Here is a 16224-nt window from a genome sequence, read left to right as displayed (position 1 = left end):
ATGACCAGTCTGAGCGTCCCCATCGGCGCGGACGACGTCCAGGCGGCGAACGCCGTGCTGTCGGCCGCGCAGGGCCTGGCGACCGGCATCGACCCACCGGTGCTCGAGCTGGGCGTCCAGCAGTCCTACCAGCTCGACTACGCCTCGTACACGATGGCCGGGGCCACGCCGTGGGCGAGTCCGGTCGCGGTGGCGCTGCCCTACGGCACCGCACCGGACGGCGTTCCGGCGCTGCGGATCTGGCAGTTCCCGGACAGCCTGGTCGAGGTACCGCGCTCGCCGACCGCGGCGGTCCCCGACCCGCCGCTGCCGCACTGCACGCTGAAGACGGCCTCGGTCGACGAATCCACGGGCGCCACCGTGACGGCGGCGGCATCCTGCTACGGCTGGGCCACCCGGATCGGCGTCACGGTCAAGCGGATCGCGGCCGCCCCGTCCACCCCGGCGGCCGCGACGACCTACGAGCTGGTCGGTGCGAACGAGTACGACGTCGTACTGCTGGAGCGTTTCCTGACCGCGGCCGGTCTCTCGGCTCCGGGCCTCGTGGTGGATGAGCTGCTCCTGCTGCACACGTCGCCCGACGGATCGGGTGGCCTCGCCTCCGACGGCGCGGGCGTGACGTCCTTTATCAGTCAGGCGAACCTCAGCACGGTCACCCGCCCACCGGGTGGGCCGACCCGGACGCTCGAGGCCCCGCGCCTCTCGGCCGCTCAGGCGCCGATCGACTTCGTACGTCTGCTGTGGGAGTGCAGCATCACCCGTTCCGGCGGCTTCTACCTCTATTACTGTACGGACTCGGTGGCGCACACCGGCCTACCGGACGCGATCTTCAACGACCGCGGCGAGGCGGTGCTGACGCTGCTGCTCCTGCACGGGGCGCCCGCCGATCCGGCCCGACGGGGGCGGCTGTCCGGCTACATGAACGCCGCGGTGACCGCGGGCTACCTCGACCCGTCCGCGACGGCGGTCTTCGCCCAGGCGGACGCGCTGCCCGCCTACCTCGTGGCGGGTTCCACCGACTCGTTGGCGAGTCTGTCGGGGTCGTACCGGATGCCGGTGGCGGAGCTGGCGGCGGCCAACGCGGCCGTGCCGCTCGCCGCGCCGGTCGCGGTGCCGAAGGGCAGCTACCAGGTCACCCCGGCGGCCCCGGGCGCGGCCCCGGCGGCGATCGTGACGTGGTTCGCGACCACCGTGGCCGCGCTGGCAGCGGCGAACCCGGGTGTCGGCTTCGGCGGCCCGCTGGCGCTGTGGTCGACGATCACGCTACCCGCGCTGACGGTGCCGGCGGGCACCACCGACCGTACGACGCTGAGCACCGTCGCCGGGTACTACGGCACCACCGTCGACGCGCTGGCTGACGCCAACGCGCAGGTGGCGGGCCTTCTCGCCGGTCAGACGATCCAGGTCGCCGAGCTCCACACGCCGGTGGCCGCCGACACCCTGACCTCGATCGCGGGCGGCTTCTACCAGGACGCGGTCCAGCTTGCCGAGGACAACGCCGCGGTGCCGCTCGTCACCGGTGCGCGGCTCGCGGCGAACGGCGGCCGGTACGAGGTCCCGGCCACCCCGGGCGCCGGAGCGTTGGCCGCGATCGCCACCCGGTTCGCTGTCGAGCAGGCCGCCATCCAGGCGGCCAACCCGGCGCTCACCTGGACCGAACCGCAGCCCGCGCTGACCCTGGTGACGCTGCCGCCGACGCTCACCCTGACCGTGGGCACCAGCCCCGGCACCGGCACGCTCGCGGACCTGGCCGGGTTCTACGGGATCCGGATCGCGCGGCTGGCCCTCGACAACGCTTCCGTTCCGGGGCTGTTCACCGGCGTGCCCTTGCGGGTACGCGGCGGCCCGCTGACCCGTCAGGCCGCCTCCCCGCCCGGGACCGTCACCTACGGCCTCACCCGGACCGCGGCGGCACCCCCGTCCGACGACGACCCGATGGACTACCTCGAACGGCTCTACAGCCTGCTCAGCTACCGCGTGCCCGCCGGGCTGGCCGACTTCTCGCCGTCGCCTCCCGGGCCGCCGCTGGGACCGCTCACCGGACCACCTACCGGCGCGGTGGGCAGGATGCGGGCGCCGGTGGACGACGGGCTGTGGCGCTACCAGAAGGCGGTTCCGTACTCGCGGCTGGCCGCGCAACCGTCGTACCCGGGAAGCGGCCCGGACCCGACGCAGAGCCCGTACCTGGGCGTCGGTGGGCTGATCCGGCTGGAGTTCCAGTGGAACGACCTGTTCGGCAACGTCGGGCTGACGCCGCTCAGGCAGCCGGCGTTGGACACCGCGGCGGCACTCAACCTGCCGCCGGCGCTCGCGCTCTACACCGACCCGATCGTCGGCCTCTCGGAGTGGCCGGGCATCGGCTTCGACTACACGGTCACGGCGGGCCAAACGCCGGGCACGGCGCAGTTGGCGATCACTGTCACGTTCGACTGCTGCACCTACCTCGTCGACGGCGAGCAGGGCTGCCCACGCCCAGCGACCCCACCGAAGGTCGACCCGGCCGTACGCGCCCGCCGTGACCTGGTGGTGTACCAGCGGATCTGGTCGCAGTTCGCGGCCGAAGCCGGAGGTGGCCTCGCGGTCGCGGTCGACACCAGCCTGCTCCCGTCGGGGCCGCTGGCGATCGACCCGGCGCCGCTGCAAGCCTTCGCCGCGGCCATCTACACCTGGCTGCGGGCGCGGGCCGCCGGAACCAGCGACCTCCCGGCGGCACCCACCATGGCGTCGATCGTCGTGCCGTTCGACCTCACCGGGGTCGCCACCGACCAGATCTTCCGGCTGGACGTGTCGCTGACCTTCAGCCGCCCGGCGGCACTGGTCGACCCCGACCTCACCGTCGAGTCCAAGGCGGCGAACAACCTGTCGGTGATCCCGCCGCACAGCGCCCGGGAAGCGACCGGCCAGTACACGTTGGCGGCGTTCGCCGAACAGTTCGAGGCCGCCATGACGCTGGCCGGGCGGTGGCGGCTGAAGCTCGCCGTCGGCGTCGACCGGGATCTGGCCCAGCGCGCCGGCTCCGGCGCACCGTTGTGGGCGCTACGGCTGGGACTCGCCGACGGCCAACCGCTCGGCTTCACTGTGGCGGCGCCGGACACCGCGGTCACGTTCGCGCCGCGGCCGATCAGCAACGTGCCGTTCACCGGCACCGCGCGGATCGTCGGCTACGTGACCGGTTCCGGGCTGATCGGGCCGGCCACCACGACGTCGTTCTCCGGGATCGACCTCGACGGCTGGGCGGCGCAGGTGCTGGCGGCGGTCGACGCGTTGCTGACGCCCGGCTACGCGACCGCGATCGGTCTGATCGACAGTGGACTGCCGGCCGACCGGACGCCGCATCTGCACGAACTGGCGACCGCGAAAGAGAACCTCGCGCAAGCGCTCCAGCAGCTGGTCATCCCGGTGACGCCCGGTGCGCGGCCACCCGACCGGAGCGCCGCGCAGAGTGCCTTCGGCCAGCAACTGCGTGTCCAGCTCGCGAGCTTCTCCACGACCGACGCGATCGTGCAGCTCGCCGTGTCGGCGTCCTCGCAGTCCACCGACCCGGTGACCGCGCCGCAACTCTTCGGCAGTCTCCGGCAGACCGGCGTGAACGCCGCACCGGTGACGTTCAGCGAGCCGAAAATCGCACTGGCGGAGCCGGTCGACGGCTCGTCACCGACCCTGACGTTCCTGCTGAGCACCACCGCCGGGCAGACCGACATTGCGCGAACCGAGGCGTCGATCACGCTCCCGCTCTCCTATCGGGGAACCGACATCGAGCACCAGATCGGCACCCTTGCGGGCATCGTCGGGTACCAGCCGTCGTCCTGGCTGTCGTTCCTGCGGACCGAGGAGCCGTGGCCGCTGACCGCCGCGCTGGGTTCGGTGACCATTCCGCTCGTGCTGCGCGGCTTCCCGGCACCGCCGACGATGCGGGCCCAGTCGGGCACCCAGAGCGTCCCCGACCGCACCCCGGACCTGCGGCTCGACCAGACCCTGTCCTGGGACTACTCACTCGTCTACAGCGAGGCGTTCCACTATCAACAGGACGCGATCCACCTGACGGTCGAGTTCAACCAGGCGAACACCCAGATGCGGTCCGGCGGGCGGGAAACGTCGGCCGAGGCGGGCGGTCCGGCGGGCGCGCTCGCTCAGTTCGTCAGCGTCTACCCGCAGGTCCAGCTGGACCTCGCCAGTTACGTCGCGCCGGTCGACCCGAGCCGGATCGACCCGGCATCCCCTGACTTCCGCAACGCGGACGCCGCACTCTCGACCGTTACGCAACTCGTCGGCGCGGTCACCGCGGCCCTCGCCACGGACACCGGCCGACGAAGCCCGGGAGCCTCGTTGCCGGTCGAGAGCCACGAGTTCACCATCAGGGAGGCGACGGTCGAACTCGACAGCATTCTCGACCCCACGACCAAGGTCGAGGCACTGCTCGTGACCGTAGCCGACATCCCCGAAGCGCTGGCGGCGCCGGTGGCGGTCGACATCAACGGATGCACAGCGCGGGCGCTGCCTGCTGCGGACGGGTCGGCTTCCTACGGGTACGTCGAAACGTCGACCGGAGACTGGCTCCCCGCGCTCGTCGGCGAGACGATCGGCCCGCGCACGGTGACGCTCCGTGGCCTCAACGTGCTCGCCCGCCAGGACGCCTGGGCGTCGGCCTGGATCGGCCGCAACGAGAACGCGGCCGAGCCCTTCCGGTACCGGACCCAGCCGGTGTATTTCGCCAGCCCGCAATACCCGACGAACACCTATACGGCGCCCCCGATCGAGGTCGCGGCCGTCGGTACCGGTACCGGCGCTCCCGCGACCCGGACCCCGCAGGATCACCTGGCGGCCCTGTTCGCGGCTGTCTTTGCCCACGCGCCGGCCGGCGACCAGACACTCATGATGGAGTGCCGCTACGCCTACGGCATCTCAGCCGCCGGTCTCGACGCCATCGAACTGCCGGTCTATCTGCTGGCGCCGACGCCCGCCGATCCTGCCGCCGACCTCGTCGTGCCCGTTGGCGGCTGCCCCCTCGATCCGACCGACGGCCCGCTCGTTTGCCGGCTCGGCAAAGCGATCCAAACCTGGTGGACGGCCCAGCAGCCCGCCACGAACGAGGGCCGCTTCCTGCTGCGGGTGAAGGTCCTGTCCGCACTGACCGGACAGCCCCTGATCGTGTTCGACAATCTCCAACTCGCCGAACGCTTTGTCGACTGGTCCAACGTCGTGAATCGCTGATACGTGTGCCGTAGCGCTCGAGGACAGCGCCGGGGCCGACACGCGGGAGCGACGCGGTGATCGCGATGCGAGGGCTGACCTGAGAGGTGGGGCTAGCTGCGGCGCCAGTGTTGGTTGGAGCCGTTGTTGCAGGTCCAGAGTTCCATGAGGGTGCCGTTGCCGGTGGCCTGGGCGGTGGCGTCCAGGCATTTGCCGGAGGCGGCGCCGATCACGGATCCGTCGGGGGCGACCGTCCAGCGCTGGTTGGCGCCGCCGGTGCAGTCGTAGATGATGACCGGCGTACCGTCGGTGGTGGCTCCGCCCTTGGCGTCCAGGCACTTCGTACCGTAGACGCGCAGTTCGCCGGCCGCGGTGGCCGCCCAGGTCTGGTTGCGGCCGTCGGTGCAGTCCCAGAGCGCGACCACCGTCTCGTTGGCCTGGGATTCGCCGGGCACGTCGACGCAGCGGCCGGAGCCGTCGCCGCGCAGGATGCCGCCGCGGAGGCCGTCGCCGGGGCCGCTGGCGGTGATCGACAGGTTGTCGAACTGGTCGGTCTGGTAGCCCACGACGCCGACACCGGCCTGGCCGGCGCCGATCGCGGTGTCGTCGGCGGCGCCGAGGGTGACCCCGTCGGCGGTGGCCGTGAGGTGGCTACCGGACATCGACAGCGCGATCCGGTGCCAGGTGCCGAGGCCGAGGGCGGCCCGCGTGCCCGAGGCGAGGGTCGTGGTGACGTCCCGGCTGGCGCTGTGCCGGGCGATCGACCAGGCACCGGTGTCGCTGATCCGGAGCTGGTACGCGGCCTGCCGGCTCTGCGGCCGCAGCTGGGTGCCGGCCCGCCCGAGCAGCGTCACCGTCCCGGCCTGCCGCAGGTTGACGTCGGTGGCCACGGTGTAGTCGGTCCAGGCGGGGTCGCCGATCAGCGTGTACGCGTCGCTGTCGTCCTGCCAGTTGATCGGCTGCGCGGGCGTGACCTGCTGCAGGCACTTCCCGGTGCGGCTGCCGGTGCAGTCGCGCACCTCGTACGAACCCTGCATGTCCTCGGTGTAGCGGGGGAGCCCGCGGACGGCGTACCCCTCGAAGTCGTCGTTGTAAGGCAGGCCCAGGGGCCGGGCGGCGGGGCTGGACGCGGCGCCTTTGCCCTGGCCGGTCGTGGTGGTGACCGAGTAGATGTGTCCGGGTTCGAGGGTCAGCGTGTAGCGACCGCCGGACGGGGTGACGTCGGTTCGCCGGATGAAGTGGTCGGCGGTCGAACCGGACCGCATGTCGGTGGACCAGACGTGTACGGCGCCGGTGTTGAGGCCGCCGGTGACCTGGACGGTCACGGTCTGGGCGGCGGTGGTGCCGCTGGTCTCGTAGATGGTCGAGTAGTCGCGTCCGTCGGCCGACGCGAGCGTGACGTAGCTGCCGTTGGCCCGGTCGCCGCCCAGGTAGCCGGCGGCGGTGCCGGTCAGGTAGCGCCAGCCGGGCCGGGTGAACTGCGCGTAGTGGGCGTTGGCCCAGAGGTTCCGGCCGACCCGGTACGCGCCCGACCAGGGCGAGCCGGCGTCCATCAGCCCGACCGTGGCGTACGGCAGGTTGGGGGTGATCGCGGCGATCAGCGGCCAGTTCATGAAGCCGGTGATGCCCGCGTCGAGATAACCCCGGTTCACGGTACGGATGTAGGGCACCACGCCGTCGTTGTCGTCCTGTGAACCGAATTCGCTGGCCCACAGCGGCTTGCCCGAGTTCCGGGCGTTGGCCGTGCTGGAGCAGGAGTCGGCGGGGCTGAGGTAGCCGCACACATAGTGGTTGCCGAGCACTCCGACGGCGTTGGCCAGGGCCGGGTCGCCGGCGAACTCATCGGCCATGCTCCAGCCGGAGTCGTCGCCGACGATGGTGACCGAGGTGTATCCGGCCGTGTCGAGGGCCGACCGCAGCCGCTTGTACCAGCCGCTGTCGTGGCCGCGTTCGTTCCAGCCGCCCAGGTAGCTGATGGTCAGGCCGTGCGAGCGGGCGCAGTTCAGCCACGAGATGTCGTACTGGATCATGTCGTCGGACCAGAAGTTGTGGCCGCCGATCCAGCCGGGCGCGGTCCAGGGGAGCGCCACCAGCTTGATGCCGGGGTTGCGGGCGACCGCCTGCTCGCCCAGCCAGAACTCGTACCCCACGTCGCAGTTGATGTCGCCGCGGGTGTGCTGGTGGCTGGGCTCGGAGCCGTCGGTCGAGTTGCCGTCGCCGCCGATCTCGAGCTTGAGCAGTTGCACGGCGGCGCCGTAGCCGGGCTTGAAGAGGTAGTCGAGGATCTGGGCGCGCTGTTCGGCCGGATAGTCGAGGAGCAGGCGGGTGTTGCCTCCGCCGCCGCTGATCGCGCCGACGCCGTCGAAGGTGCGGCCGGTGGCGCCGCCGTTGACGGTGATCGAGGTGCTGACCGCGGCGGAGGCCGGTGCCGCCGCCGCGGTGATGGTCAGGACTGTGGTCGCGGCGAGCGCGACGAACCGGCCGAGCATCCCCAAAGCATAGATTTACATCAATGCGAAAGGTAGTCCGCGGCGGTGGCGCGGAGGCGGGCGTGGATGTTCTCGTACGCGACGGCGGAACCGAGGTAACGCTTGTCCACGCGGGCCAGCATCGTGTAGTTGGGGTCGCAGACGTTGCCGACCGGGGCCTGGCCGGCCTGGCTGATCAGCTGGTAGGCGTCCAGTTCGTCCAGCCCGAGCAGCCCGCCCGACCAGGTGACCAGGTCGTGCTGGCTCATCCGGTACGCGTCCTCGAGCGGCCGGGCCGAGCCGATCGACATCAGCGACGTGTCGGTCTCCAGGCGGGGCGTCGGCGTGGTCGCGCCTTTGATCAGGTCGAGGATGACGACCGTGTCCATCGCCGCTTCGACGCCGGTGCCGCACACCTCCCCGTCGCCCTGGCGGCAGTGGCCGTCGCCCAGGGCGAAGAGGGCGCCGGGCTCGTTCACCCCGAAGTACGCGGTGACCCCGGCCCGCAGCTCGGGGGTGTCCATGTTGCCGCCGTGCACGTCCGGCACGATCGTCATGCGGCTCTCGAAGGCGCCGGGCGCGACTCCGGCCGTACCGTGCATGGGGTCGAGCGGCAGATCGACGCTGAAATCGCCCCGCCGGGCCTGGTACCGCACGGTGCCCGCGGCCTTGTCGATCTCGTACCGCCAGACCAGTTCGTCCAGCGGCGGGTGCAGCATCGCCGTGGTGTGCGTGGCGGTGAGGGCCCCGAAGTGCGGGAAGGTCGACGACACGGCCCAGTCGCGGGCCGGCGTGATCGACACGAAGTGCACGGCCAGGGTGTCACCCGGCGCGGCTCCCTCGACGAAGAACGGGCCGGTCACCGGGTTGAGGTAGGGGAATTCGCAGACCTGGGACGGCAGATCGTCGACCGTACGCACGCGGCCCCCGAAGCAGTCCTCGGTGTAGAGCTCGAGGATCGTGCCGGGTCGCACGCGCCGCACCGGTTCCCGCCCGCCGAACGTGTAGGCGAGTTCCTCCGGCGACGGCCGATAGCTGACGACGTCGGTCATTCGGTCTCCCGGGTTGACAGTCCGGACAGCGCCGGGCGGCGGCCGGTCAGGTAGAACACGATCAGGACGAGCACGCCGACGCCCAGCCAGGCGAAGCCGAGGACCTGGGCGGCCACCTTGGCGTTGATCACCACGTACAACAGGATCAAGAACCCGATCACGGGTACGACCAGATGGCGCAACCAGTCGCGACTGCCCCGCCGGACGACGTAGTGCACGACCACCGCCACGTGCAGGGCCAGGAACGCGGTCATCGCCCCGAAGTTGACCAGCGTGGACAGCAGCGAGATGCCGTCGTCCCGGTTCGCCATGTAGACGCCCAGCACCAGCGACAGCCCGGCCACCAGCAGTGTCGCGTTGGCCGGAACCTTGTGTTTGTCGTTGATCCGGGCCAGGAAGCGCGGCATCTGCCCGTCGCGGGCCATCGCGTACAGCAGCCGGCTGGTGGCCGCCTGCGCGACCAGCGAGTTGGCGAAGCCCCAGGCGATCGCCGTGGCCAGCGCGGTCAGCCCGGCCAGCCAGCCGCCGCCGGCGGCGCGGGCCGCGTCGTAGAAGGCGGTGCCGTCCGGGTCGCCGTTGGAGATCAGCGCGAACGGGTCGGGTACGAGCAGCGACGCCACCCAGGTCTGCACCACGAACAGGGTGCCGGCCAGCAGCAGCGCACCGACCATGGCCCGGCCGATCTGGCGCGCCTCCTCGCGGCTCTCTTCGGCCAGCATCGAGATGCCGTCGAAGCCGAGGAAGGACAGCACCGCGATGGATACCGCGCCGAACACGACCGACCACGAGAAGGTGGCGCTGTTGTAGAGCGGCGAGACGATCGAGCCGTGGCCCTTGCCCGAGGCCAGCGCGACCAGGCCGACGACCAGGAAGACGACCAGCACGATGAGTTCGGCGATCAGCATGACCCGGTTGACCCGGGCGGTCATCTTGATGCCCAGGTAGTTCACCACGGTGTTGAGCACTACGAAGATGATCAGCCAGAGCCAGACCGGGAGCGGCACCAGCGAGTTCATGGCGACGCTGGCGACCAGGTAGAGCAGGCCGGGCACGAGCACGTAGTCGAGCAGGATGACCCAGCCGGCCAGGAAGCCGACGGGTGGGGCGATGCCGCGACCGGCGTAGCTGTAGACCGAGCCGGCCATCGGGAACGCCTTGACCATCTGCGCGTAGGACAGGGCGGTGAACATCATCGCGATCATGCCGACGACGTAGGCCAGCGCGACCATGCCGCCGGAGCCGTTGTAGACGCTGCCGAAGATCCCGAAGGGTGCGATCGGCACCATGAAGATCAGGCCGTAGATCAGGAGGTCGGTGAAGCTGAGCGACCTGCTGAGCTCCTGGCGGTAGCCGAACTGCTCGACGCTCATGAGGCGGACGGTAGACCGTTTGCCGGTATCGGGAAAGATCTATCCCGGGCCGCCTGAGTGACAAAAACGGCTAATTTCCTGATTCGGCACATAAGCCGCAAATCGCCCCTTACCGTGAGGTCATCGCACCAACCTCACGAGGGGAACCCTGATGAAATCCCTGAAGTCCGTGCTGGCCGTCGCCGGCATCACCGTCGCCGCCGTCTTCGCCTTCGCCGCGCCCGCCCAGGCCGGCGGTCACGGCAACGGCAGTGGCAGTGGCAACAGCCAGCACTCGGCCGGCAACATCGGCCTGCTCAACGGCAACCAGCTGCAGCTGCCGGTGAACATCGGCCTCAACGCCTGCGGCAACGGCATCGCCGTCCTGGGCCTGGCCGGCGGCTCCGGCAACTGCGGCAACAAGTTCCACTGAGGCGCGTTCGCGCCTACGCGGCCCCGCACCCGCCCAGGGTGCGGGGCCGTCCCTCGCGTCCTACACGAAAACGGGGCGGAAATTGATCACCCTCATGCCCGATACTGCCGGACATGAGCGATCCGTCGGCCCGATGGCACGGCCGTCCCTGGTGGCAGTTTGTCGGCGTGCTGGTCGCGGTGGCCGCCCTCGTGGTGGCCGTCCTGCAACTGGTCAGCACGCCCCCGTCCACGCCGCCCGCCGCCGCGCCGCCGGCCGCGGTCACCGCCGGCGCCACCACGGCTCCGGTCACGCCCACGACCCCACCGGCCGCCCCGTCGCCGTCGGCGGCCGCACCGGCCGAGGGCACCGAACGCTGGCGCGGCCCGATCACCTTCACCGAGGAGTTCGCCACCTCGACCGATCTCGACCAGAAATCGCCGCGGACGACCGACATCGACGCCGACGGCGACATCCAGGCCGGCGGGGTCAGCTCGATGCTCGACACCAAGGGCCCGGTCACCGACTACGACCGGAGCAGCCGGATCGCCGAGTGGACCGATGGCGGCACGCCCACCTTCGCCGACTGCAAGGACCGGGCGCTGGCCGGGGGCGGCAAGGAGGTCGCCGACGTCCGCAAGGGCACCGTGCTGTGCGTGCTGACCGACAAGGGCAACATCGCCCGGCTCACCATCACCAAGGTGATCAAGTTCGCCGGGTTCGACGCCGACACCGTGGTGTGGAACGCGAACGCTGGGTGACCGGGTGATAGTGGAAGCGTCAACTTTCCTGGGTAAAGGCTGACAACCACGCCCAACCTGGACCGGCTCTGGGTCAACTTCGAGGAAACGCTCCTACAGTCGTGGGTATGCGGGCTACGACGGGCACGTCGTGATCACCGACCTGGGTGTGGTCGGTGAGGAACCGGCGGCGCCCGCCCGTCCGCGCCCCTGGGAACGGCCCGACCTGCGGCGCAAGGTGCTGATCGGGGCGATCGTCGTCTGGGCCGTGGCGATCACCGCCGTCGTCCTCTTCCGCGGTGACGGGAACGGGGGCGAGCAGCCCGCCGCCGTACCGGCCCCCTCGCCCTCCGCCTCCGGCGGCCCGCTGAGCGTGCCCGACGTCTACCAGACCCTGCTGCCCTCGGTGGTGCGGATCGAGGCGTCGGGGGAGGGCCGGGCCAATGACGAGTCGGCCATCGGCACCGGCGTCATCGTCAACGCCGACGGGACCATCCTCACCGCCCGGCACGTCATCGCCGGAGCCGACGCGGTCACCGTCCGGTACGCCGACGGCGGCAGCTCGGCCGCCGCCATCGCGAGCGAGGACCCGAAACGGGACACCGCCACGCTGCGCCCGGCCAAACTCCCCGAGACCGTGGTCCCGGCCGCGCTCGGCGGCGGCGTTCAGGTCGGCGACGACGTGGTGGCCATCGGCAACCCGCTCGGCCTGACCGCCAGCACCACCGACGGCGTCGTCTCCGGGCTGGACCGGGCGGCCAAGGGCGAGGGCGGCGACATGGCCGGGCTGATCCAGTTCGACGCCGCCGTCAACCCCGGCAGCTCCGGCGGTCCGCTGATCAACGACCGGGCCCAGGTCGTCGGGATCGTCGTCTCGCTGGCCAACCCGACCGACGCCGGCACCTTCATCGGCATCGGATTCGCCGTACCCATCGGCGCGGCCCTCGGCGGCGGGAACGGGGACGGAGACGGCCGTGGACCACCTCTATGACAAGGACGTGCGCATGACGCCCACCGAATCGGCCGGCCCGATCGAGAAGGTGCTCTACGAGGTCAAGAAGACCATCGTCGGGCAGGACGTGCTGCTCGAACGGCTGCTCGTCGCGCTGCTGTCCCGCGGTCACATCCTCGTCGAGGGCGTGCCCGGCCTGGCCAAGACCCTCGCGGTGAAGTCCCTGGCCGGCGCGATCGGCGGCGACTTCCACCGGGTGCAGTTCACCCCCGACCTGGTGCCCGCCGACATCCTCGGCACCCGGGTCTACCACCAGCCGACCGGCGAGTTCCAGGTGTCGCTGGGCCCGGTCTTCACCAACCTGCTGCTCGCCGACGAGATCAACCGGGCGCCGGCCAAGGTGCAGAGCGCACTGCTCGAGGTGATGCAGGAACGCCAGGTCACCATCGGCCGCGAGACCCACCGGGTGCCCAACCCGTTCCTGGTCATGGCCACCGAGAACCCGATCGAGTCGGAAGGCACCTACCCGCTGCCCGAGGCACAGGTCGACCGCTTCATGATGAAGGTGCTGGTCGGCTACCCGAGCGTCACCGAGGAGTTCGTCGTGGTCGAGCGGTCGCTGACGCCGGCCGCGACCATCCAGCGGATCATCGACCCCGAGACCCTGGCCGGGCTCCAGCTGCAGGCCGACCAGGTGTACGTGGACCCGTCGCTGATCGAGTACGCGGTGCAGCTCGCCCACGCCAGCCGCGAACCGGCCCGGGTCGGCCTCACCGACCTGGCCCGCTACGTGCAGTACGGCGCCAGCCCGCGCTCATCGATCAACCTGGTCCTGGCCGCCCGGGCACTGGCCTTCCTGCGCGGCCGCGAATACGCCGTACCCGAGGATCTCTCCGATCTCGCCCTCGATGTGATGCGGCACCGGCTCGTGCTGTCCTACGAGGCCCTCTCCGACGACGTCACCCCCGACGACATCCTGGCCAAGATCCTGGCGGCCACCGCCGTCCCGGAGCCCGCGGGCCGAGGACGCTAGACATGGCTGAGCCGCTCATATCATGCCCTTCTGGCCCTCGCCGGCGACGCCGTCCGCAGCCGCCGGGTCCTGCCGCTCGGTGCGGGCGGTCATGACGACAGCATCGGACCGGCTGCTGCGACGGCTCGAGTGGAAACTCGGCCGCCGCCTCGACGGGCGCCTGCAGGGCGCCTACCGGACGGTGTGGCACGGCACCGGCATCGACTTCACCGACCTGCGGCTCTACACGCCCGAGGACGACGTCCGGCACATCGACTGGAACGTCACCGCGCGGCTGGACGAGCCGTTCGTCCGCCAGTACACCGAGGACCGGGAGCTCACCTGCTGGCTGGTCGTCGACCGGTCGGCGTCGATGCGGGCCGGCGGCGACCAGGGCAAGGCGCCGGTCGCCACCGAACTCGCGGTCAGCCTGGCCCGGCTGGTCGCGCAGGGCGGAAACCGGGTCGGGGCGGTGCTCTTCGACAACCACGAGCACCAGATCATCCCGCCCCGCACCGGCCGGGACCAGATCCTGCGAATCGCGCGCGAGCTTCTGCGTACCCCCGCGAAGCCGGCCTTTGGAAAAACGACGGATCTGGGGGCGATGCTGAGGCTGGCCGCGGCCACCGCCTCCCGCCGCCGCAGCCTCGTCTTCGTGCTGTCCGACTTCCTGGCCGACCCCGGCTGGGAACGGCCGATGAGCATGCTCACCCACAAGCACGAGGTGGTCGTGGTGCGGCTGGTCGACCCGGCCGAGTTGGACCTGCCCGACCTCGGGACGATCCTGGTCGAGGACGCCGAGACCGGAGAGCAGCTGCTGGTCGACACCAGTGACCCGCTGCTGCGCGAGCGGCTGAGCGCGCAGGTCGACGCGCGCGAGGACGAACTGGCCGAGGCGATGCGGCGGGCCGGCGTCGACCCGCACCGGATCACCACCGACCAGGACCTGCTGTCGGCGCTGGTCGGCATGGTGCGGTACTCCGGGAGGCGGCGGCGATGACCGTCCTCTACCCCCTGCTGCTGGCCGTCGCCGTGGTCGTCACCGTGGGCGCGGTCGTTGGCTACGTCACGCTGCAGCGGCGCCGCACGGCCGCGTTGACCGCGGCCGGATTCGGGTCACTCTCCGGGGGCCGGCTCCGGCGTCATTTACCGTACGCACTGCTGCTGGCCGCCCTGCCGGTGCTGCTCGCCGGCCTCGCCCGCCCCCAAGCCGAACTTTCCGTGCCACGCGTGTCCGGCACCGTGCTGCTCGCCTTCGACGCCTCCAACAGCATGAAGGCCGCCGACGTGACCCCGACCCGGCTGGCCGCCGCGCAACAGGCCGCCACCCGCTTCGTCGAGGAACAGCCCGACACGGTCGACGTCGGCGTCCTCGCCTTCGGCGACCAGGCGCTGGTCACCCAGCAGCCGACCGACGACCACGCCGCCGCGATCGCCGCCATCGACCGGGTCAGCACCGGCGGCGGCACGTCACTGGGCCAGGCCATCCTGGTCGGGCTGGCCACCATCACCGGCAAACCGATCACGGCCGAATCCACCGCCGGGTCGCTCGGCTACTGGCCGTCGGCGACGATCGTGATGTTCTCCGACGGGCAGCAGACCGGCGGGCCCGATGTGGAGGCGGCGGCCGAGCTGGCGGCGGCGGCCGGCGTACGCGTACAGACCGTGGGCATCGGCACCGAACGCGGCACCACCGTCGAGGTGGACGGCTACCAGCTGGGCACCGCCCTCGACGAGACGGTGCTGACCGCTGTCGCGCAGACCACCGGCGGCGCCTACCACCGGGCCGGCGACGTGGCCGCGCTGACCAGCGCGGCCGACTCCATCGACCTGCGCCTCACCACCAAGAAGGAGCCGGTCGAGCTGACCGCCGGGATCGCCGCGGCCGCTCTGGTCCTGCTCCTGGCCGGTGCGCTGCTCGGGCTCCGCTGGCACGGGAGGATCGTCTGATGTCCTTCGACTGGCCGTGGGCTCTCCTCGCGGTCCTCGCCGTCCCCCTGCTCTTTCTGGCCCGGTGGTGGTTCAACCGCCGCCGCAGACGGACCGCGATCACCGTGTCGAGCGTCGCCCTGATCCGTGCCGCCCTGCCCGGCCGCAGCTCGTGGAAACGCCGCCTGCCGGTCGCCCTCTTCGTCGCCGGCCTGATCGCCCTGGCCGGCGCGGTCGCCCGGCCCCAGGCCACCGTCTCGGTGCCGTCCAACGACACCTCGATCCTGCTCGCCATCGACGTCTCGTCGTCCATGTGCAGCTCCGACGTCCAGCCCAACCGGATCACGGCGGCCAGCAAGGCGGCACACGACTTCGTCGAGAAGGCCGACCGCGGCACCCGGATCGGCCTGGTCACCTTCTCCGGCATCGCCGGCCTGATGGTGCCGCCCACCACCGACAAGGACAAACTGCTCGAGGCCATCGACACCCTCAAGACCGCGAGGGGTACGGCCATCGGCCAGGCCATCCTCACCTCGATCGACGCCATCGCCGAGTCGAACCCGCAGGTCGCCCGGACCGGCGTCGACCTCGGTGAACCCGACCCCAACCAGAACCAGGCGGCCTACCAGCCGGACACCATCGTGGTGCTGACCGACGGCTCCAACACCACCGGCGTCGACCCGGTGACCGCCGCCGAGCAGGCCGCCGCCCGCCGGCTGCGCGTGTTCACCATCGGCTTCGGCACCACGGAGCCGTCCCCCATGGTCTGCACGGCCGACCAGATCGGCCCCGGCCCGCAGTTCGGCCGCCCCGGCGGCATGTTCGGCGGCGGCGGTTTCCGCGGCGGCCGCCGCGCCCTGGAGATCGACGAGGACGCTCTGACCCAGGTCGCCGACAAGACCGGGGGGCGCTACTTCCGGGCCCAGGACGCCGGCCAGCTCACCGACGTCCTGGGCGACCTGCCGCAGGAGATCGGCCTGCACCGGAAGGAGACCGAGATCAGCGTCTTCTTCGTGCTGGCGGCCGTCCTGCTGGTCTTCACCGGCGTAGGCCTCTCGCTGTGGTGGAACCGCGCCACCCGCCGCCGCTGAGCCCCCGCCCCGGGTACCTCCGCGTGCGA

11 protein-coding genes are annotated in these 16224 nt (G+C 71.3%); 8 read left to right on the top strand and 3 right to left on the bottom strand.

The features are described 5' to 3' along the window. Positions 1-5211 carry a LysM peptidoglycan-binding domain-containing protein gene (locus ACGFIO_RS06630; protein ID WP_392822964.1) on the top strand — a complete coding sequence of 1737 codons (5211 nt, stop codon included), beginning with the start codon at positions 1-3 and terminating at the stop codon, positions 5209-5211. Between the two features lie 92 nt (positions 5212-5303). On the opposite strand, the gene ACGFIO_RS06625 is transcribed toward ACGFIO_RS06630, so the two are convergent. From ACGFIO_RS06625 to ACGFIO_RS06615, 3 genes are read right to left on the bottom strand one after another with little or no spacing between them, the layout of a single operon-like run. Next, on the bottom strand, positions 5304-7679 hold the full coding sequence (locus ACGFIO_RS06625; protein ID WP_392822961.1) for a ricin-type beta-trefoil lectin domain protein: 2376 nt from the start codon (positions 7677-7679) through the stop codon (positions 5304-5306). A gap of 20 nt (positions 7680-7699) precedes the next feature. Beyond that, on the bottom strand, positions 7700-8710 hold the full coding sequence (locus ACGFIO_RS06620) for an acetamidase/formamidase family protein (protein WP_392822959.1): 1011 nt from the start codon (positions 8708-8710) through the stop codon (positions 7700-7702). Further along, positions 8707-10080 (bottom strand): APC family permease, encoded by a 1374-nt coding sequence (locus tag ACGFIO_RS06615; protein ID WP_392822956.1) that lies wholly within the window; start codon positions 10078-10080, stop codon positions 8707-8709. Before ACGFIO_RS06615 ends, ACGFIO_RS06620 begins: the two co-directional genes overlap by 4 nt. Before the next feature lie 151 nt (positions 10081-10231). On the opposite strand from ACGFIO_RS06615, the gene ACGFIO_RS06610 reads away from it, so the two are divergent. The 7 genes from ACGFIO_RS06610 (at position 10232) to ACGFIO_RS06580 (ending at position 16195) form a co-directional block, all read left to right on the top strand. Further along, positions 10232-10492 carry a chaplin family protein gene (locus ACGFIO_RS06610; protein WP_392822954.1) on the top strand — a complete coding sequence of 87 codons (261 nt, stop codon included), beginning with the start codon at positions 10232-10234 and terminating at the stop codon, positions 10490-10492. A 113-nt stretch (positions 10493-10605) separates the two neighbouring features. Further along, positions 10606-11232: a hypothetical protein gene (locus ACGFIO_RS06605; protein WP_392822951.1), complete on the top strand. Its 627-nt coding sequence runs from the start codon at positions 10606-10608 to the stop codon at positions 11230-11232. Between the two features lie 130 nt (positions 11233-11362). After that, positions 11363-12202, top strand: a complete 840-nt coding sequence (locus ACGFIO_RS06600) for a S1C family serine protease (protein ID WP_392822949.1) — start codon at positions 11363-11365, stop codon at positions 12200-12202. Between the two features lie 13 nt (positions 12203-12215). Beyond that, positions 12216-13196 carry an AAA family ATPase gene (locus ACGFIO_RS06595; RefSeq protein WP_392822946.1) on the top strand — a complete coding sequence of 327 codons (981 nt, stop codon included), beginning with the start codon at positions 12216-12218 and terminating at the stop codon, positions 13194-13196. Positions 13197-13287: 91 nt separating this feature from the next. Next, complete coding sequence (locus ACGFIO_RS06590; protein WP_392822943.1) at positions 13288-14175, top strand: DUF58 domain-containing protein; 888 nt, start codon at positions 13288-13290, stop codon at positions 14173-14175. Then, complete coding sequence (locus ACGFIO_RS06585; RefSeq protein WP_392822941.1) at positions 14172-15125, top strand: VWA domain-containing protein; 954 nt, start codon at positions 14172-14174, stop codon at positions 15123-15125. Before ACGFIO_RS06590 ends, ACGFIO_RS06585 begins: the two co-directional genes overlap by 4 nt. Next, positions 15125-16195 (top strand): VWA domain-containing protein, encoded by a 1071-nt coding sequence (locus tag ACGFIO_RS06580; protein WP_392822939.1) that lies wholly within the window; start codon positions 15125-15127, stop codon positions 16193-16195. Before ACGFIO_RS06585 ends, ACGFIO_RS06580 begins: the two co-directional genes overlap by 1 nt. Positions 16196-16224: the final 29 nt, after the last annotated feature.

Source organism: Actinoplanes sp. NPDC049265 (assembly GCF_043197135.1).
Taxonomy (GTDB): domain Bacteria; phylum Actinomycetota; class Actinomycetes; order Mycobacteriales; family Micromonosporaceae; genus Actinoplanes.
Note: the sequence above shows the minus strand (reverse complement) of the source record. Positions and strands in the feature narration are given on the sequence as shown.